Origin of the sequence: Pseudactinotalea terrae (assembly GCF_009733845.1) — a bacterium.
Taxonomy (GTDB): Bacteria; Actinomycetota; Actinomycetes; order Actinomycetales; family Beutenbergiaceae; genus Pseudactinotalea; species Pseudactinotalea terrae.
In genome coordinates, this window is sequence record NZ_WNXZ01000002.1 from 520,800 (window position 1) to 537,143 (window position 16,344).

At 71.6% G+C, this 16,344-nt stretch carries 15 protein-coding genes; 6 read left to right on the forward strand and 9 right to left on the reverse strand.

Annotated elements, in window-relative coordinates; genetic code table 11:
* Positions 1-2: 2 nt before the first annotated feature.
* From GPA03_RS09915 to GPA03_RS09930, 4 genes are all read right to left on the reverse strand, one after another.
* Positions 3-1,376, reverse strand: a complete 1,374-nt coding sequence (locus tag GPA03_RS09915) for a serine hydrolase domain-containing protein (RefSeq protein WP_156251809.1) — start codon at positions 1,374-1,376, stop codon at positions 3-5.
* 41 nt (positions 1,377-1,417) lie between these two features.
* Positions 1,418-3,220, reverse strand: coding sequence for an acetyl/propionyl/methylcrotonyl-CoA carboxylase subunit alpha (locus GPA03_RS09920; protein ID WP_156251810.1), 1,803 nt, complete (start codon positions 3,218-3,220; stop codon positions 1,418-1,420).
* Between the two features lie 229 nt (positions 3,221-3,449).
* Positions 3,450-4,076 (reverse strand): Maf family protein, encoded by a 627-nt coding sequence (locus GPA03_RS09925; RefSeq protein WP_194239511.1) that lies wholly within the window; start codon positions 4,074-4,076, stop codon positions 3,450-3,452.
* Positions 4,077-4,079: 3 nt separating this feature from the next.
* Complete coding sequence (locus GPA03_RS09930; protein ID WP_156251811.1) at positions 4,080-4,514, reverse strand: nitroreductase family deazaflavin-dependent oxidoreductase; 435 nt, start codon at positions 4,512-4,514, stop codon at positions 4,080-4,082.
* 153 nt (positions 4,515-4,667) lie between these two features.
* Between GPA03_RS09930 and GPA03_RS09935 the strand changes: the two genes are divergently transcribed.
* Positions 4,668-5,030 carry a DUF4342 domain-containing protein gene (locus GPA03_RS09935; protein ID WP_156251812.1) on the forward strand — a complete coding sequence of 121 codons (363 nt, stop codon included), beginning with the start codon at positions 4,668-4,670 and terminating at the stop codon, positions 5,028-5,030.
* Positions 5,031-5,417: 387 nt separating this feature from the next.
* On the opposite strand, the gene GPA03_RS09940 is transcribed toward GPA03_RS09935, so the two are convergent.
* Both GPA03_RS09940 and GPA03_RS09945 read right to left on the reverse strand, forming a co-directional pair.
* Positions 5,418-6,323, reverse strand: a complete 906-nt coding sequence (locus GPA03_RS09940) for a hypothetical protein (RefSeq protein WP_156251813.1) — start codon at positions 6,321-6,323, stop codon at positions 5,418-5,420.
* Positions 6,324-6,820: 497 nt separating this feature from the next.
* Entirely contained in the window at positions 6,821-7,543 is a 723-nt protein-coding gene (locus GPA03_RS09945) for a TetR/AcrR family transcriptional regulator (RefSeq protein ID WP_206673505.1), read from the reverse strand.
* A 115-nt stretch (positions 7,544-7,658) separates the two neighbouring features.
* On the opposite strand from GPA03_RS09945, the gene GPA03_RS09950 reads away from it, so the two are divergent.
* Entirely contained in the window at positions 7,659-8,609 is a 951-nt protein-coding gene (locus tag GPA03_RS09950; RefSeq protein WP_162458321.1) for an NAD-dependent epimerase/dehydratase family protein, read from the forward strand.
* 32 nt (positions 8,610-8,641) lie between these two features.
* Here the strand turns inward: GPA03_RS09950 and GPA03_RS09955 are convergent, their stop codons facing one another.
* From GPA03_RS09955 to GPA03_RS09965, 3 genes are read right to left on the reverse strand one after another with little or no spacing between them, the layout of a single operon-like run.
* Entirely contained in the window at positions 8,642-10,330 is a 1,689-nt protein-coding gene (locus tag GPA03_RS09955; RefSeq protein WP_156251816.1) for a DUF885 domain-containing protein, read from the reverse strand.
* A 28-nt stretch (positions 10,331-10,358) separates the two neighbouring features.
* On the reverse strand, positions 10,359-10,637 hold the full coding sequence (locus tag GPA03_RS09960; RefSeq protein WP_156251817.1) for an acyl-CoA carboxylase subunit epsilon: 279 nt from the start codon (positions 10,635-10,637) through the stop codon (positions 10,359-10,361).
* Positions 10,634-12,211 carry an acyl-CoA carboxylase subunit beta gene (locus GPA03_RS09965; protein ID WP_421958411.1) on the reverse strand — a complete coding sequence of 526 codons (1,578 nt, stop codon included), beginning with the start codon at positions 12,209-12,211 and terminating at the stop codon, positions 10,634-10,636. Before GPA03_RS09965 ends, GPA03_RS09960 begins: the two co-directional genes overlap by 4 nt.
* A gap of 130 nt (positions 12,212-12,341) precedes the next feature.
* Here GPA03_RS09965 and GPA03_RS22575 point away from each other — a divergent pair, with 130 nt between their 5' ends.
* From GPA03_RS22575 to GPA03_RS09985, 4 genes are read left to right on the forward strand one after another with little or no spacing between them, the layout of a single operon-like run.
* Positions 12,342-13,118, forward strand: a complete 777-nt coding sequence (locus GPA03_RS22575) for a biotin--[acetyl-CoA-carboxylase] ligase (RefSeq protein WP_156251819.1) — start codon at positions 12,342-12,344, stop codon at positions 13,116-13,118.
* A 10-nt stretch (positions 13,119-13,128) separates the two neighbouring features.
* Complete coding sequence (locus GPA03_RS09975) at positions 13,129-14,172, forward strand: adenylate/guanylate cyclase domain-containing protein (protein ID WP_156251820.1); 1,044 nt, start codon at positions 13,129-13,131, stop codon at positions 14,170-14,172.
* A gap of 37 nt (positions 14,173-14,209) precedes the next feature.
* Positions 14,210-14,893 carry a response regulator transcription factor gene (locus GPA03_RS09980; protein WP_156251821.1) on the forward strand — a complete coding sequence of 228 codons (684 nt, stop codon included), beginning with the start codon at positions 14,210-14,212 and terminating at the stop codon, positions 14,891-14,893.
* A gap of 37 nt (positions 14,894-14,930) precedes the next feature.
* Positions 14,931-16,223 (forward strand): ATP-binding protein, encoded by a 1,293-nt coding sequence (locus tag GPA03_RS09985; protein WP_338325727.1) that lies wholly within the window; start codon positions 14,931-14,933, stop codon positions 16,221-16,223.
* Positions 16,224-16,344 lie beyond the last annotated feature (121 nt).

The window sequence follows — 16,344 nt, forward strand, 5'->3', positions numbered from 1 at the left end:
GGTCATCGGACAGCGTGGTCCAGCGGGTCGACGCTGCGCAGGGGACGCTGTCGCCATGTGAGCGACGCGCCGGCACCACCCGCGGCGATGCGGAAGGAGTGCGGGGTCTCGATGACGCGCACCACGGCCTCGTAGCCCGCTGCGGTCCACCCGCCGCTGGCCACGACCGGCAGGTACCGGCCGTCGGCCACCAGCTCGCTCTCGGCCCAGGCGCCGTCACCGACCGCGATCGGGACCTCGTCGCCGGCGCGCGTGAAGGTCAGGGTGGCGCCGTCGGCGCTGACCGCGACCGCCGTGTAGGCGGGATCGAGATCGGAGGCCGGGTCGGTGGCCCAGGAGCGGCGCTCGCCGGCCGGCGCGCTCGAGGACAGCGGCTGGAGCTGCAGCGTGGCGAGCCGCTCGGCGAGGCGCGCGTCCGCCTCCGCGGAGCCGGGTCGATCGACCGCGGGCAGCAGATGCGTCCACACGAGGTCGAGCACCTCCTGCATGGCCTCGAGCTCGGAGGTGATCGCGATGCTCAGCTGCTGCTCGGGCAGCACGATCCCGAACTGTCCGTAAGCACCGTCGGCGCGGTAACCGTGCCGAGCGATCCAGAAGCTGTGGCCGTAACCGTGCTCCCAGTCGGAGGCGCTGGCACCCTCGGGAACCGGCAGCGCCGGGCGGGTGGCCTCGTCGAACCACGACGCCGGCACGATCTGCTCGCCGTCGACCTCGCCGCGGGCCAGCCACAGCTGCGTGAGGGCGAGCAGGTCGTCGGTGCGGAGCCGGGCACCGGTGAACCCGAGCGGGTGGCCGGCGCGATCGCGCTCCCAGTCGATCGCGGGGATGCCGATGCGGCTGAGCACTCGGGTCATCGCGACCTCGTCGAGCATGCGACCGGTCATGTGGGAGACGGCCCGCGAGAGCAGGTACGTGGCCACCTGGTTGTACGCGAACACCGCGCCAGGCTCGCCGTCCGGCGGATCCGCCAGGATCGAGCGCAGCAGCTCCCCGCCATCGGCCATCAGCCCCGGCCACGCGTCAACGGTGTGCCCGACCGTCATCGTCAGGCAGTGCCGCACCGTGACCCTGCGCCACACCTCGGCGATCTCACCGACCAGCGCAGCCGGAGGCAGCAGGTCGAGCACGGCGTCATCGAGCGAGAAGACGCCGTCGCCCACCAGGGCAGCGACCGTCGTCGCCGTGATGCTCTTGGAGCACGAGTAGAGGAGGTGCTTGCGCTCCGGTCCGTACGGGGCCCACCAGCCCCGCGCTACCGCCTGCCCGCGGCGCGCGAGGGCGATGCTGTGCAGATCGAGGTGAGCAGCGCCGTCGAGGAGATCGAGGATCCCCTGGGCGTCGATGCCGGCATGGCTGGGATCCGTCGTCGGGAGCACGCTCGCGACACTAGGGCATCACGGGCGCACGGCGTGCCGCGTCAGGCCTCGACCGCGTCGATCTGGCAGATCACGCTGCCGGAGCTGACCGTCTGCCCGACGATCGCGGCGAGGCCGTGAACCTTGCCGGCCCGGTGCGCCACCAGGGGCTGCTCCATCTTCATGGCCTCGAGGACGACGACGAGATCGCCCTCGGCGATGACGTCACCATCGTTGACCGCGACCTTGACGATCGTGCCCTGCATCGGCGAGGCGAGCGCGTTGCCGGTGACGGCCCCGGCGCCCAGCCGTGCTCCGGGGCGGCGCACGGGTCGCTTCGAGGGGCGGCGCCTGCCGAGGCCCAGGCCCGCCGGGAGCACGACCTCCAGGCGCTTGCCGCCGACCTCGACGACCACCCGCTCGACGCCCTCCTCCTCGGGAGAGGCGGCCACGGGCGCCGCCGGGGGAGCGGCCGGGACATCGACGCGGCCGAGGAACTCCGACTCGATCCACGTGGTGTAGACGCCGAAGGAGTCGGCATCCTCGGCGGCGAAGGCCGGCTCGTCCAGGACGGCGCGGTGGAACGGCAGCACGGTGGCCATGCCCGTGACCTCGGCCTCCGCGAGCGCGCGACGGGCACGCTGCAGCGCCTCGGTGCGGGTAGCGCCGGTCACCACGATCTTGGCGAGCATGGAGTCGAACGCCCCGGAGATCACATCGCCCGCGACCACGCCGGAGTCCACACGCACGCCCGGTCCGCTCGGCCAGCGCAGCGTCTCGATGGTGCCCGGCGCCGGCAGGAAGTTCGCCGCCGGGTCCTCGCCGTTGATGCGGAACTCGATCGAGTGCCCGCGGGTGGGGACTTCGTCGTAGCCGAGCGGCTCGCCCGCGGCGATCCGCAGCTGCTCGCGCACCAGGTCGATGCCGCTGATCTCCTCGGTCACGGGGTGCTCGACCTGGAGCCGGGTGTTGACCTCGAGGAAGGAGATCGTGCCGTCGACGGCGAGGAGGAACTCGCAGGTCCCGGCACCCTGGTAGCCGGCCTCGCTGAGGATCGCGATCGACGCGCGGCGCAGCTCGGCGTCTTGCTCGGGGCTGAGGAACGGCGCGGGCGCCTCCTCGACCAGCTTCTGGTGGCGGCGCTGCAGCGTGCAGTCGCGCGTGGAGACCACCACGACCGTGCCGTGCGCATCGGCGAGGCACTGGGTCTCCACGTGGCGGGGGCGGTCGAGGAACCGCTCGACGAAGCACTCGCCGCGCCCGAACGCCGCGGTGGCCTCGCGCACCGCGGAGGCATACAGCTCGGCGATCTCCTCGGTGGTGCGAGCCACCTTGAGGCCGCGGCCGCCGCCGCCGAACGCCGCCTTGATGGCGATCGGCAGGCCGTGCTCGGCGGCGAACGCCTCGACCTCGGCGGCCTCCGTGACCGGCTCGGGCGTGCCGGCGACCAGGGGCGCACCGGCGCGCTGCGCGATGTGGCGGGCGCTCACCTTGTCGCCGAGCGACTCGATCGCCGCCGGGGGCGGGCCGATCCAGACCAGACCCGCATCGATGACCGCCTGCGCGAACGCGGCGTTCTCGGAGAGGAACCCGTAGCCGGGGTGGATCGCATCGGCGCCCGAGCGGCGGGCGATGTCGAGGATCTTCGCGGAGTCGAGGTAGGTCTCGGCGGCGCGCGTGCCGCCGAGGGCGTAGGCCTCGTCGGCGAGCAGCACGTGCTGCGCGGTGCGGTCCGGGTCCGCGTACACGCTCACCGAGGCGATGCCGGCGTCACGACATGCGCGCGCCACCCTGACGGCGATCTCTCCTCGGTTGGCGATGAGCACCTTCCGCAACGGCCGGGCCGGAGGGATCGTGCTCGTCATCCAGTCGCTCCAGGGGTTCTCGGGTGAGGTCGCGCGAACGCGCGGCGGGAAGTCCGTCGACCCACGCTAGTACCGAGCAGGGGTGCATCCGTGCCACGCCGCACCGCCCCGCGGAAGTCTGTGAGGGCAGGCAACCGGCGATCCCGCGGATTGTGCCAACCATACAAACGGTGCCGTAGGTTCGCCCTCCGGTGGGGACCGTGTTAGTCGGTGCCTGACAATGGGCGGGTCAAGGGCTGGCCGGGTGCCACAGGTCGGTCCAGCGGATGCCGAGGTCGGTCAGCATCTGCCGCAGCAGCGGGAGGCTGATGCCGACCACGCCGTGCGGATCGCCGTCCACACCGGTGATGAACGCGCCGCCGAGACCGTCGATCGTGAACGCTCCGGCCACCTGCAGCGGCTCGCCGGTCGCGACGTACGCGTCGATCTCCTCGCTGCTGACGTCCGCGAACCGCACGGTGGTCGAGGAGACCGCGCCGGCGCTGCGGCCGTCACGCAGCCGTACCCAGTGCCCGCTGCGCAGCACCCCGGTGCGACCGCGCATGCGCAGCCAGCGAGCACGGGCACGGTCGGCGGTCCCGGGCTTGCCCATCGGGTCGCCGTCGAGATCGAGCAGCGAGTCGCACCCCACCACGATGTCGGCACACCGAGCGGCGTGGGTACCGGCCACGGCGTCCGCCTTGGCGCGCGCGAGCATCAGCACGGCGTCGGTCACGCTGAGCGTGCCCCGCTCGGCGGCGGCGTCGCGCAGGAGCGCGTCCTCGTCGAGATCGGCTGCCTGCAGCAGCGGCTCGATGCCGGCCGAGCGCAGCGTCGCGGCGCGGGCCGGCGAGGACGAGGCCAGCAGCAGGCGCACGCGCTAGCGACGTTCGAGGAGGAAGAGGGGGATCTCCCGCTCGGTCTTGGTCTGGTAGTCGGCGTAGGGCGGGTACGCCGCGACGCAGCGCGGCCACCACTCCTCGCGCTCGGCGCCGGTGATCAGCCGTGCCCGGGCCTGGTGGGTCTCGGTGCCGTCCTGGACGGTCACGTCCGGGTTCGCCGTGATGTTGTGGAACCAGGCCGGGTGCTCGGGGGAGCCGCCCTTGCTGGCCACGGCGACGTACACGCCGTCGTGCTCCACCCGCATCAGCGGGACCTTGCGCCACAGGCCCGACCGGGCGCCCAGCACCTCGACGACGATCACCGGCCTGCCCATCACGTCCACCGATCCGGTGTCGCCGGTCTCCTCGATCTTCTCCACCTGCCGACGGACCCAGTCGGTCGCCGGCTCGCGGTACGCGCGTTCGTGATTCACCCGGCCAGCCTAATGGGGGCTGGCCGGGAGCCTGGGTGGAGGCTGCCGGGGTAGGCACGAGCGGGCGCGTGCGGCACAGTGGTGACCGAACGGAACTCGTCGCGGATGCAGCGCCTCACCGCTGCGGGCGAGACCCAGACAGGAGGCTTCACCATGACCGAGCAGCCCCAGCCGAACGACGGCGGCAAGACCTGGTACGAGGAGTTCACCGTCTCTGGCGGCGAGCTGCTCGACAAGGTCAAGGAGCTCATCCGTGAGGGCAACGTGCGTCGCGTGTTCATCAAGAAGAGCGACGGCGAGACCCTGTTCGAGATCCCGCTGACTGCCGGTGTGGCGATCACCGCTCTCACCGCTGCGGTCGCGCCGGCTCTCGTTGCTGTCGGCGCCGTCGCGGCCCTGCTCACCCAGGTGACGCTGGGCGTCGAGCGACGTGGCGAGCCCGCGGGTGCTCCCGTCGAGGACGCCCCGGTCGTCGACGAGCAGCCCACGGGCGAGGGCACCCCGCCGAGCTACTGAGACGCCCGCCCCGGCAGCTGCCCGGCTGCATGGTCCGCCGCCGCTCGGTCCACCTCCCAGGTGGCTGGTGGCTGAGCGTCCACATGGCGCCTGGGGGGTCACTCAGCGTCCATCGGGGCGTGCTCGGTGGACGCTGAGTGACCTGGCCAGCGGGGTGGTGGGCCAGCGTCCACTGGGGCCGTGGGGTGGTGGCTGAGCGTCCATCGGGGCCGGCTCGGTGGACGCTGAGTGACCTGGCCTGCGGGGGTGGTGGGTCAGCGTCCACTGGGGGCGTGGGGTGGTGGCTGAGCGTCCATCGGGGCCGGCTCGGTGGACGCTGAGTGACCTGGCCTGCGGGGGTGGTGGGTCAGCGTCCACTGGGGGCGTGGGGTGGTGGCTGAGCGTCCATCAGGGTCTGCTCCTTGGACGCTGACTGACCTGCGTCCCGGTCGTGATGGGTGCTGAGCGACCTGGCCCCGGGCGAGGCGCACGGTGGCCCACCCTTGTGCGTGCGCGAGGGGCGTCCTGGCCCGCACGGGGGCGCCGAACGCTCCGGAAGAGTGCTCGCCAGGCACGACCGAACTCGGGGCGGGGACCCTGGTAGCCCACCGACACGAGGTCGTCGTAGACGTTCAGCACCATGGCTCGTGGCACCCGCATCGATTCCTTCGTCACCTGGCTGTAGGGCAACTTCATCGCCCGGAACGCGGCGTATCGGTCGATGTCGGTCAGGTACTGGCCGCGATCCTTCTGGTGGTGCGCGCCGTCGTACTCGATCGCCATGCCGCAGCTCGTCGCCAGCAGGTCGATCTCGACGAGCCTGCCGTCGAGGCGCCGACGCGGCGCGTTCACCTCGAGTCCCACGATCCCCGCCGCCTCCAGCAGCAACCTGAGCTTGGATTCAGGGATGGAGCGAGATCGAGGTCTCAGCATGCTCAGGATCTTCCTGACCTCGTGCGCGCCGTCTCGCCATGGTTGCGCCTGAAGCAGATCGAGCAGCTCTTCCTCGGTCATGAAGCTCCGATGCAGCAACCAGTCGCCGACGGCAACCAGGTCGATCAGGCGGGCCTGTGTCCCGTAGGCGATGAACGCCGCTGCGGGTGTGACGCCGTCATCGTCGGATGGCGGCATGGAAGCAGTGCGGTGAAGCACGATCCCCGGAGTGCTGAGGTGCAGGTCCGAGTCGATAACGAAGTGCACGGGCTCGACGGGCCCCATCTCAAGCCCGAGTTGTTGGATCCGGGTGATGCCGGTGACTCGGGCTGCAGGCGGCAGATACAGCTTGGCGGCGTCCACGCGGTCCGCGAGCGTCATGACGTGCTCGGTCGCTACCCACACCCTCGGGTGGTGCCGGCGGAACCGCTGGCCTCGAAGGACTTTCTCGGAATAGCCCTGAGCAACGAAGTCCGACGACGCGAACGGACCGTTCAGGAATCGTGAGCTGATTGACGTGGCTCGGGGCATGCGAGCAGCGCATCGCATGTCGTGCCTGTGGCGCGAACGCCCCGTCCCCTTGCTGTGGATGAGCGGACATCAGCCTGCAGCTGTGGATATCGCTCGACCACTCACGGGCGTACCTACCGCCCTGGCGTGAGCATCCCCATGGAGCGGCGATGGTGCCTCAGCGTCCACCTCGGTCTTGCCCTGGTGGAAGAGCGTCCACCGTGTACCGGTTGGTGGACGCCTGCTCACCAGTGCGGGGCGGGTGTGGACGCTCGCTCACCAGCGCTGGGCGGGCGTGGACGCTGGCTCACCAGCGGGGGGGCAAGGGCCCGAGAGGGCTGGGCGCCGGCACGACCGTTCCGTAGGCCTCAGCCTGTGCTGGGCGCGGCCGCGACGATCCCCAGCTCGGCTGCTCGCCGCTGTGCGAGCGCCTCCAGGTGCGCGCCCCGGGCGGTGATCGACCGCTCGTAGTGCCCGAAGAGCTCGAACGAGATCGCCCCGAAAAGAGTGGTCCAGGCATCGACGACGAGCAGCACCAGCTGCGGGTCCGACGGCATCGCTGCCTCCACCCCGAGCCTCGGCAGGGCGTCCTGGATCGTGCGGGCGTCGTCGCGCAGCTCCTGTGCGAGCTCGGGCTGCGTCTCGGCGGCGGGCCGCGCCCCGGCAGCATGGGCCTCGATGGCCACGCGCGCGAGCATGAGCACGACGGCGGTCGCGGGCTCGATCGTGCTGCTGGGAGCCGCGTAGCCCACCACGGGGGTCCCGTAGAGCAGGGCGTACTCGTGGGGGTGGGCGAGCGCCCAGTCTCGCGTGGCGCGCCAGATGGTCAACCATCGGCCCAGGTGGTCCTGGCGCGGGACGGCCTCCTCGGCCTCGCGCACCGCGGCGGCGAGCCGCTCGTACCCGGTCTGGATCAGCTGGGTGAGGATCGCCTCCCGGCCGGGCAGGTACCGGTACAGCGCCGAGGGCACCACGCCGATCTCGCGGGCGATCGACCGCAGCGACAGCGCCGTCGGCCCGACCTCGCCGAGCTGGCGGCGTGCGACCTCGAGCACAGCGGTCAACATCGGGGGCGCTGCGTCGTCGGCCATGACCACAGGATGCCACATCTCGAGAACAGTGTTCTTGACATCCTGTCGGCCAACGTGAACACTGTTCTCACCCCAGAGAACAGTGTTCTCGCCGATGCCCAGAAGGAGTTCAGTCATGCCACGTCACGTCGTCCTCGGCGCAGGCCCGATCGGTCGCGCCGTCGTCACTCGGATGCTCGCGGCCCGGCACGAGGTCACGGTCGTCACCCGATCGGGAACCGAGATCCCCGGCACCGACGCCGTCCGCCTCGCGGGTGCCGACCCTCGGCTCCGCGAGGTCCTCGAGGGCGCCGCGAGCCTCGTCATCGCCACGAACCCTCCTTACCCGGAGTGGGAGAAGGAGTGGCCGCCACTGATCGACAACGTGATCGAGCAGGCGGCAGCCACGGGCGCCGACATCGTGCTGATCGGCAACCTCTACGGCTACGCGCCGGGGACCTCGCCGATGACCTCGGCGACGCCGCTGGCGCCGACCACCCGCAAGGGTGCCGTGCGGGCTCGGATGTGGGAGACGCTCATGGACGCGCATCGCGCCGGCCGGGTGCGGGTCACCGAGATCCGGGCCTCCGACTACTGCGGCCCCGAGTCGCTCGCGACCCAGGGTGCCCACGTCGGTGCGCGGTTCGTCGACCCGATCCTCGCGGGCCGCACGGCGTACGTCGTCGGCGAGCCGGACGCACCGCACACGTGGACCGCCGTCGGCGACATCGCTGCCACGGTGATGGCCGTGCTGGGCACCGATGTCGGCTGGGGTCGGGCGTGGATCGTGCCGACCGAGCCGCCACGGTCACTGAACCAGGTCGCTGCCGATATCGCCGCGGCCGCCGGGCTCCCCAGGGTCCGCGTCCGCCAGTACCCTGCGGTGCTCAGCTGGCTGATGGGTGTGCTGGTGCCGATGATGCGGGAGTTGCGCGAGATCAGCTACCAGCACGTCGAACCGTTCGTCAGCGACGGCTCCGACACCACCGACCTCCTCGGCGTCACCGCGACCCCGTGGAACGAGGTGATCAGCAGCACGGTCGCCGCTGCTCGAAGGAGGCAACGGAGCGCGACGACGGCGAGCTGAGCGTCCGGAGGTGTCCGGAATCGTGGTGAGAGCTAGGGGAGGAGGGCGTCGCGGAGGGTGTCGAGGCCGACGGAGCCGACGTCGAGGGCGCGACGGTGGAACGCCTTGAGGTCGAACGCCTCACCCTCGCGGGTCTTGGTCTCGTCGCGGATCTGCTCCCAGAGCCGCTGGCCCACCTTGTACGAGGGCGCCTGGCCCGGCCAGCCGAGGTAGCGGTTGAGCTCGAACCGGAGGAAACCCTCGGCCATGTTGGCGTTGGCGTCGAGGAAGTCCCAGGCCTTGTCGGCGTCCCAGCTGCCGCCACCCCACTCGGGCGGGCATTCCTTGCCCAGGTGCACGCCGATGTCGAGGACCACGCGGGCGGCGCGCATGCGCTGGCCGTCGAGCATCCCGAGCCGGTCGCCCGGATCGTCGAGGAAGCCCAGGTCGGCCATCAGCCGCTCGGCGTACAGCGCCCAGCCCTCGCCGTGACCGCTGACCCAGCTCGCGAGCCGGCGCCAGGTGTTGAGCAGCTCGGCGCGGTAGACCGTCTGGCCGATCTGCAGGTGGTGCCCGGGAACGCCCTCGTGGTAGACCGTCGTGGTCTCGCGCCAGGTGCCGAACTCCGTCACGCCCTCGGGGACCGCCCACCACATCCGGCCGGGGCGTGAGAAGTCCGCGTTCGGGCCGGTGTAGTAGATGCCGCCCGAGGTGGTCGGGGCGATCAGGCACTCGAGCCGGCGCACCGGCTCCGGGATGTCGAACTGGGTACCGGCGAGCGCCTCGACGGCGGCGTCCGAGGTCTCCTGCATCCACGCCTTCAACGCCTCCGTGCCGTGGATCTGGCGCTCCGGGTCGGCGTCGAGGATGTCCATCGCCTGCTCCGGCGTGGTGCCGGGCCCACCGATCTGCGCGGCGACGTCCTCCTGCTCCGCCACGATGCGGGCGAGCTCCTCGCGACCCCACTCGTAGGTCTCGTCGAGGTCGATGCTCGCACCGAGGAAGTACCGCGACCACAGCTGGTAGCGCTCCCGACCCACGGCGTCGACCTCCGGCGCGCGCGGCGCGAGCTTCCGCAACTCCTCGGCGAGCCTCGCGTACGCGCCCTTCGCCTGCTCCGCCCCCGCGGCGAGGTGGGCGGCGAGCGCGGCCGAGGGGGCGTCGTCGTCGGGCCGGGCACCGGAGGCGAAGGCGGACCAGAAGGACTCGGTGCTCGTGCGGCCGGCCAGCTCCTCCGCCTGCTTGATGCACTCCTGGAACTGCCGGACCGCCGAGAGGTTGCCCCGCTCGGCCGCGTGGTGCAGCGAGGTGATGTAGCCCTCGATCGCCCCGGGCACGGCGTGCATCCGCTCAGCGATCCGCTCCCAGTCGCCGGCTGTGGCCGCGGGCATGAGGTCGAAGACCTCACGCGGCGCCTGCAGCGGGGAGTGGATCACGTTGAGAGCGCCGTGCTGCTCGCCCGCCTCGTAGAGCTCGACCTGCAGACCGAGCCGCTCCTGCATCGCGGCGACCGTGACCCGGTCGACGTCGTCGACGATCTCGGCCTGCGCGAGCTCGCGGAGCGTCGCCCGCGTGGCCTCGGCGACGGCGTCCAGCCCCTCGGGCGAGAAGTCGTCCAGCTCGGTCTCGGCGCCGGGCAGACCGAGCTCGGTCGCAGCGATGGGGCTGAGGCGGACGAGGTCGTCGACGTAGGCGTCCGCGATCGCGTCGACCGCGGTGGCGGTACGGGTGCTGGTGCTCATCGGCGAGACGATACCCGCCGTGCCCGGGCTACCAGGCCTGGTGGGTGCTCCAGCGCCAGGCGGCGCGCTGCGCGCCCCGCGGCACACCCCACCGGCGGCGGGGGTCGGCCCAGATCGAGGTGCGCGTGCCGTCGTCGACCTCGTCGCCGGTGGACGCCATCCGGGCCGCGACGATGCCCGCCACGAGCGCCGCGAGCTCTTCCTCGTCGACCTCGCCGCGGACCACGCGCACGAGGTCGCCGACCTCGCCGATCTCTCCTCGCGGGCCCGCGTTCTCCTCGCCGTTGTCCGCGCCGGCGGCGGTCACAGCGGGATGTTCCCGTGCTTCTTGGCGGGCAGCTGGGCACGCTTGGTGCGCAGCGCTCGGAGCCCGCGGACGATCTGGGCGCGGGTCTGGGACGGCGCGATCACGGCGTCGACGTAGCCCTTGGCCGCGGCGTCCCAGGGGTTGACGATCGCTTCCTCGTACTCGCCCGTGAGCCGGGCGCGCTCGGCCTCGACGTCGCCGCCCTCCTCCTCGACCTTGCGCAGCGTGCTGCGGTGCAGGATGTTGACGGCGCCGCCCGATCCCATGACGGCGATCTGGGCGGTGGGCCACGCGAGGTTGAGGTCGGCGCCGAGCTGCTTGGACCCCATCACGATGTACGCGCCTCCGTAGGCCTTGCGCGTGATCACCGTGATCAGCGGCACGGTGGCCTCGGCGTAGGCGTAGATCAGCTTTGCGCCGCGGCGGATGATGCCGTTCCACTCCTGGTCGGTGCCGGGCAGGAACCCCGGCACGTCCACGAACGTCAGCACCGGGATGTTGAAGGCGTCGCAGGTGCGCACGAACCGGGCCGCCTTCTCGGCGGCGTTGATGTCGAGGGTGCCGGCCATCGTCTGCGGCTGGTTCGCGACGATCCCCACCGGGTGCCCCTCCACGTGCCCGAACCCGATGATGACGTTGCGCGCGTAGAGCGCCTGCACCTCGAGGAAGTCGCCGTCGTCGAGCACCGCCTCGATCAGCGCGTGCATGTCGTAGGGCTGGTTGTCCGAGTCGGGGATCAGCGTGTCGAGCGCAGTGTCGGTCTCGGACGGCTCGAGATCGGTCTCGGTGGGGAACGTCTCGGGATCGGTGAGGTTGTTCGCCGGCAGGTAGTGCAGCAGTGCACGCACGTAGTCGAACGCGTCCTCCTCGTCGGCGGCGAGGTAGTGCGCGACCCCGGATCGCTCGTTGTGCGTGCGGCCGCCGCCGAGCTCTTCGAACCCGACGTCCTCCCCGGTCACGGCGCGGATCACGTCGGGCCCGGTGATGAACATGTTCGACGTCTGATCGGCCATCACGATGAAGTCGGTGAGCGCGGGGGAGTACACCGCGCCGCCCGCGCTCGGGCCCAGGATCAGCGAGATCTGCGGGATCACGCCGGAGGCGGCCACGTTGCGCCGGAAGATCTCCGCGAACTGCGTGAGCGCGGCGACACCCTCCTGAATGCGCGCGCCACCGCCGTCGGAGATCCCGATCAACGGCACCCCGGTGCGGAGCGCGAGATCCATCACCTTGCTGATCTTCTGGCCGTGCACCTCGCCCAGCGAGCCGCCGAACACCGTGAAGTCCTGGCTGTAGATGGCCACCTGGTGCCCGTCGACCGTGCCGTACCCCACCACGACGCCGTCGCCCGGCACCTGGCGCTTGTCCAGGCCGAAGTTCGTGGAGCGGTGCGTGGCGAACGCGTCGAGCTCGACGAAGCTGCCCTCGTCCAGCAGCGCGTCGATCCGCTCCCGTGCGGACTTCTTGCCGCGCTTGCCCTGCTTCTCGACGGCGGCGCTCGCCAGGGCCTCGGGGCCCTCGGCGATGCGTCGGTCCAGATCGGCGAGCTTGTCGGCGGTGGAGGAAGTGGTCACGCTCAGCAGAGTAGAGGGTGCCGCCGGCTGCGGTGGTGGGACGAATCCCACGCTCGACGGCGTGGCAACCGGTTGCTTCGTCCGGTTGCGGGCATCGAGCGTGGACTTTGGCCCATGCGAGGCTGGGACCATGACGCAGGTGCAGGCGCCACGGTGCTCCGCGGTGGTCACGGTCACCGAGACCGGGTCGACGCAGGACGACCTCCGTGCGCTCGCAGCCGACGCCGCGGACTGGCCGCACCTGTCCGGGCTGCGGGCCGTGCGCCAGCGTGCCGGCCATGGCCGCGGCGAGCGCACCTGGGACACCAGCGAGCTGACCGCGCTGACGGCGAGCCTCGTGCTGCGCCCGGCGCTGCCGGCCGAGCGCTGGTCGTGGATCCCGCTGATCGTGGGGTGCGCTGTGACCGACGCGCTCGCAGACCTCGGGTGCACCGCCGGGCTGAAGTGGCCCAACGACGTGGTGCTGCCCGCGGAGGCTGAGGTCGAGGGTTGGGGCAGGTGGCGCAAGGCCGGCGGCATCCTCGCCGAGGTGCTGCCCGGTCAGGCCGGTGTGCTGGTGGGGATCGGGCTCAATCTCGACGGCGTCCCGCCGGTCCCGTGGGCCACGACCCTGCGGGAGCACGGGCTCGGTGTCGAGCCCGATGCGCTGCTCGAGGCGATCCGAGACCACCTGCGCGAGCGGCTGGTGAGCGACCCCGCACGCTGGCGCGACGCCGTCGAGCGGCGATGCGTGAGCATCGGTGCGCAGGTGGTGGCGCACCTCCCGGGGGAGGTCCAGGTCACCGGGGTGGCGCGCGAGATCGGTGCCGGCGGCGGGCTCGTGATCGAGGCGCCCGACGGCTCGCGGCAGCTGGTGATGGCGGGTGATGTGCAGCATCTGCGGGCGACGCCTTCCGATGAAGGGTAGTTTCACGAGCGTGGTCGAGAACGCTGACGCCGTCGGGTCGACGTATCAGGCGTTCGCTCGCGGCCTGCTGGGCGAGGGCGCCACGCTGACGAGCCTCGACGTTGCCGAACGCACCGGTCAGAGCCTGGAGATCGTCCGCGGTTTCTGGCGGTCGTTGGGCTTCGCCGATGTGCCCGACGACGTCCCGCACTTCACCGAGGACGATCTGGTGGTCTTCGGGCGCATGGTCGAGCTGGTGGAGGCCGGCACGGTCGGGCTGGCGGCGGCGCAGACCCTCGTGCGGGCGCAGGGGCACAGCGCCGACCGGCTCGCGCTGTGGCAGCTGGAGGCCCTGGTCGAGGACGCCTCGGTGCGGTACCGGCTCGACGACACCTCCGCCCGTCTGGTGGTGCTGGACCGGCTGGCTGCGCTGGCCCCGGTGCTCGAGCAGCAGATGGTGCACACGTGGCGGCGTCAGCTCGTGGCGCTGATGGGGCGGCTCGATCGGGACATCGGCCAGGCCCACACGCCGGCGCTGCCCGACTCCGGCGAGCTGCCGCTGGAGCGGGCCATCGGGTTCTTCGACATGGTCTCCTACACCGAGCGAACCGCGGGACTGTCCTCGGCCGAGCTCGCCGACCTGGTGCAGGGGTTCGAGACCGCGGCGCGGGACACGATCGCCGCGAACGGCGCCCGCGTGGTCAAGACGATCGGTGACGCGGTGCTGTTCGTGGCTGACGATCTGCGCACCGGTGCCGAGGTGTCGCTGCAGCTGCTCGAGGTGATGCGAGGGGCGGGGTTCGACGTGCGCGGCGGGCTCGTGTGGGGCCGCGTGCTGTCCCTCTCCGGCGACGTGTTCGGGCCGAGCGTGAACCTCGCCTCGCGGCTGGGCGACGTCGCCCGCGCGGGTGTGGTGGTGCTCGACGACGTCAGCGCGGCCCTCCTGGAGGCCACGGAGCCGGGCGTGACGCTCTCGCCCGAGCAGCCGGTCGCGGTGCAGGGCCTGGGGGTGGTCAGACCGGTGCGGCTCGCGCGCGTCAGCCCGCTCGACGGCGGCGCGGCCGGGGTGGTTTGACACTCACCACCCTCGCTCATGGCATTAGCATGGCCGAGTGACCCGAGTCCTATTAGCTGAGGATGACCCTGCCATTGCCGAGCCGTTGGCTCGTGCGCTCTCGCGTGAGGGCTACGAGGTGTCGGTGCACGGCACCGGTGGTGGCGCCATCGACCAGGCGAGCACGGCCGATCTGCTGGTCCTCGACCTCGGCCTGCCGGACATGGACGGCCTCGATGTCGCTCGCTGGGTGCGCAACCAGGGCCTCACGACGCCGATCCTGGTGCTGACCGCGCGCGCCGACGAGGTCGATCTCGTCGTCGGGCTCGACGCGGGTGCTGATGACTACGTCACCAAGCCGTTCCGGCTGGCCGAGCTGCTCGCCCGCGTGCGGGCGCTGCTGCGGCGCGCGGGCAGCGACGGCGAGGAAGAGGACGAGATCGCCGCTCAGGACGTCAAGGTCGACGTGGCCGCGCACCGCGCGTTCCAGGGCGAGCGGGAGCTGTCGCTGACCGCGAAGGAGTTCGAGCTGCTGCGCGTGCTCGTGCGCGAGTCGGGCTCCGTGGTCTCGCGCGACTCGTTGATGCGCGAGGTCTGGGCGTCGGACCCCTCGGGCTCCACCAAGACGCTCGACATGCACGTCTCGTGGCTGCGCCGCAAGCTCGGCGACGACGCGAACTCGCCGCGCTACATCTCCACCGTGCGCGGCATGGGGTTCAGGTTCGAGACCGAGGAGCACTGAGCTGCGCAGACGCGTACTCACCGCGACGATCGCGGCGGTGACCGTCGCGGTGCTGCTGCTGGGCGTGCCGATGTCGATCTTCGGCGTCGTGCTCGCGCAGGACTCGGTGCGCTCCGACCTGCAGCTGCGGACCGAGAGCATCGCGCGTGCGGTCGAGACACGGCTGACGTACGACCTCGAGATCGACAGCGAGTACCTCGACCGCTGGGCCGACGACACCGGCGACATGCCGATGCGCGTGACCGTCACGACGCCGGATGGCGAGGTCGTCGTCGCAGGTGATGACTTCGAGGGCAACACCTACTATCACCGGCAGCCCACCGCGCGAGGTGCGCTCGTCGTCGTCGAGGTGCCTGCCAGCAGCCTGTTCTGGCGCGGCGCGCAGGTGGTCATCCTCGTGGTGGTCGCCTCGCTGGTCGCCTTCGGCGTGGGGGCGCTGGTCGCGGGCAGGCAGGCGAGGCGCCTCGCCGCGCCGTTGATCTACCTCGCAGCGAGCGCCGAGCAGCTCGGCGCCGGCCGCGCCCGCCCCACGGTCGTGGCCTCCGGGGTCGAGGAGATCGACCTGGTCTCGACCGAGCTGGTGCGCTCGGGTGAACGCATGGCGCAGCGCATGGCCGCCGAGCGGGAGTTCGCCGCCAACGCGAGCCACCAGCTCCGCACGCCGCTGACCGCGCTCACCATGCGTCTCGAGGAGATCGAGATGACCGCCAACGACCCGCACATCGCGGACGAGGCGCGGATCTCGCTCGAGCAGGTGGAGCGCCTGGTGGGCGTCGTCGACGACCTGCTGTCCGCCGCGCGCAGCACCGATGGCGGCACCACCGAGCCGCTCGAGCTGTCCGAGGTGTTCGAGCAGCTGCAGCGCGAGTGGGGGCCGACGTTCAAACGCGGCGGCCGTCGGTTGCGCTTCAGCGATCCCGACGAGGTCGCGGTGCTCGCCACCCCGGGCGCGCTCTCGCAGGCGCTCTCGACGCTGCTCGAGAACTCCCTCAAGTACGGCGACGGCACCACCAGCGTGGAGGCCCGCCCCTCCAAGTCCGGCGTCGAGAACGGCGTCGTCATCGCCGTCTCCGACGAAGGCCAGGGCGTCTCAGACGACCTTGCACCCCGGATCTTCGAGCGGCACGTCACCTCCGGCAAGGGGACCGGGCTCGGGCTCGGGCTGGCCCGTGACCTCGTGACCGCCGACGGCGGCCGCTTGGACCTCTCGCAGCGACGGCCGGCCGTGTTCTCGATCTTCCTCGCCGCCGTGCCCAAGCACCTCGAGCCCGACTCCGTGCTGCCGCCGGGGTCGATGGTGGTGGTGGGGAGGCGGCGGCGGCGCCGCTGATCTCGTCGGGAGGGTGACAACGGAGGTTCTGCGCGGGGCGGCTTCGCGGACTCGTGCGCGCGGAGAACCATCCGCACGCTCGTTCCTCACGTGCTCCAGCCAGGCCCAGCCATTCTCGCGC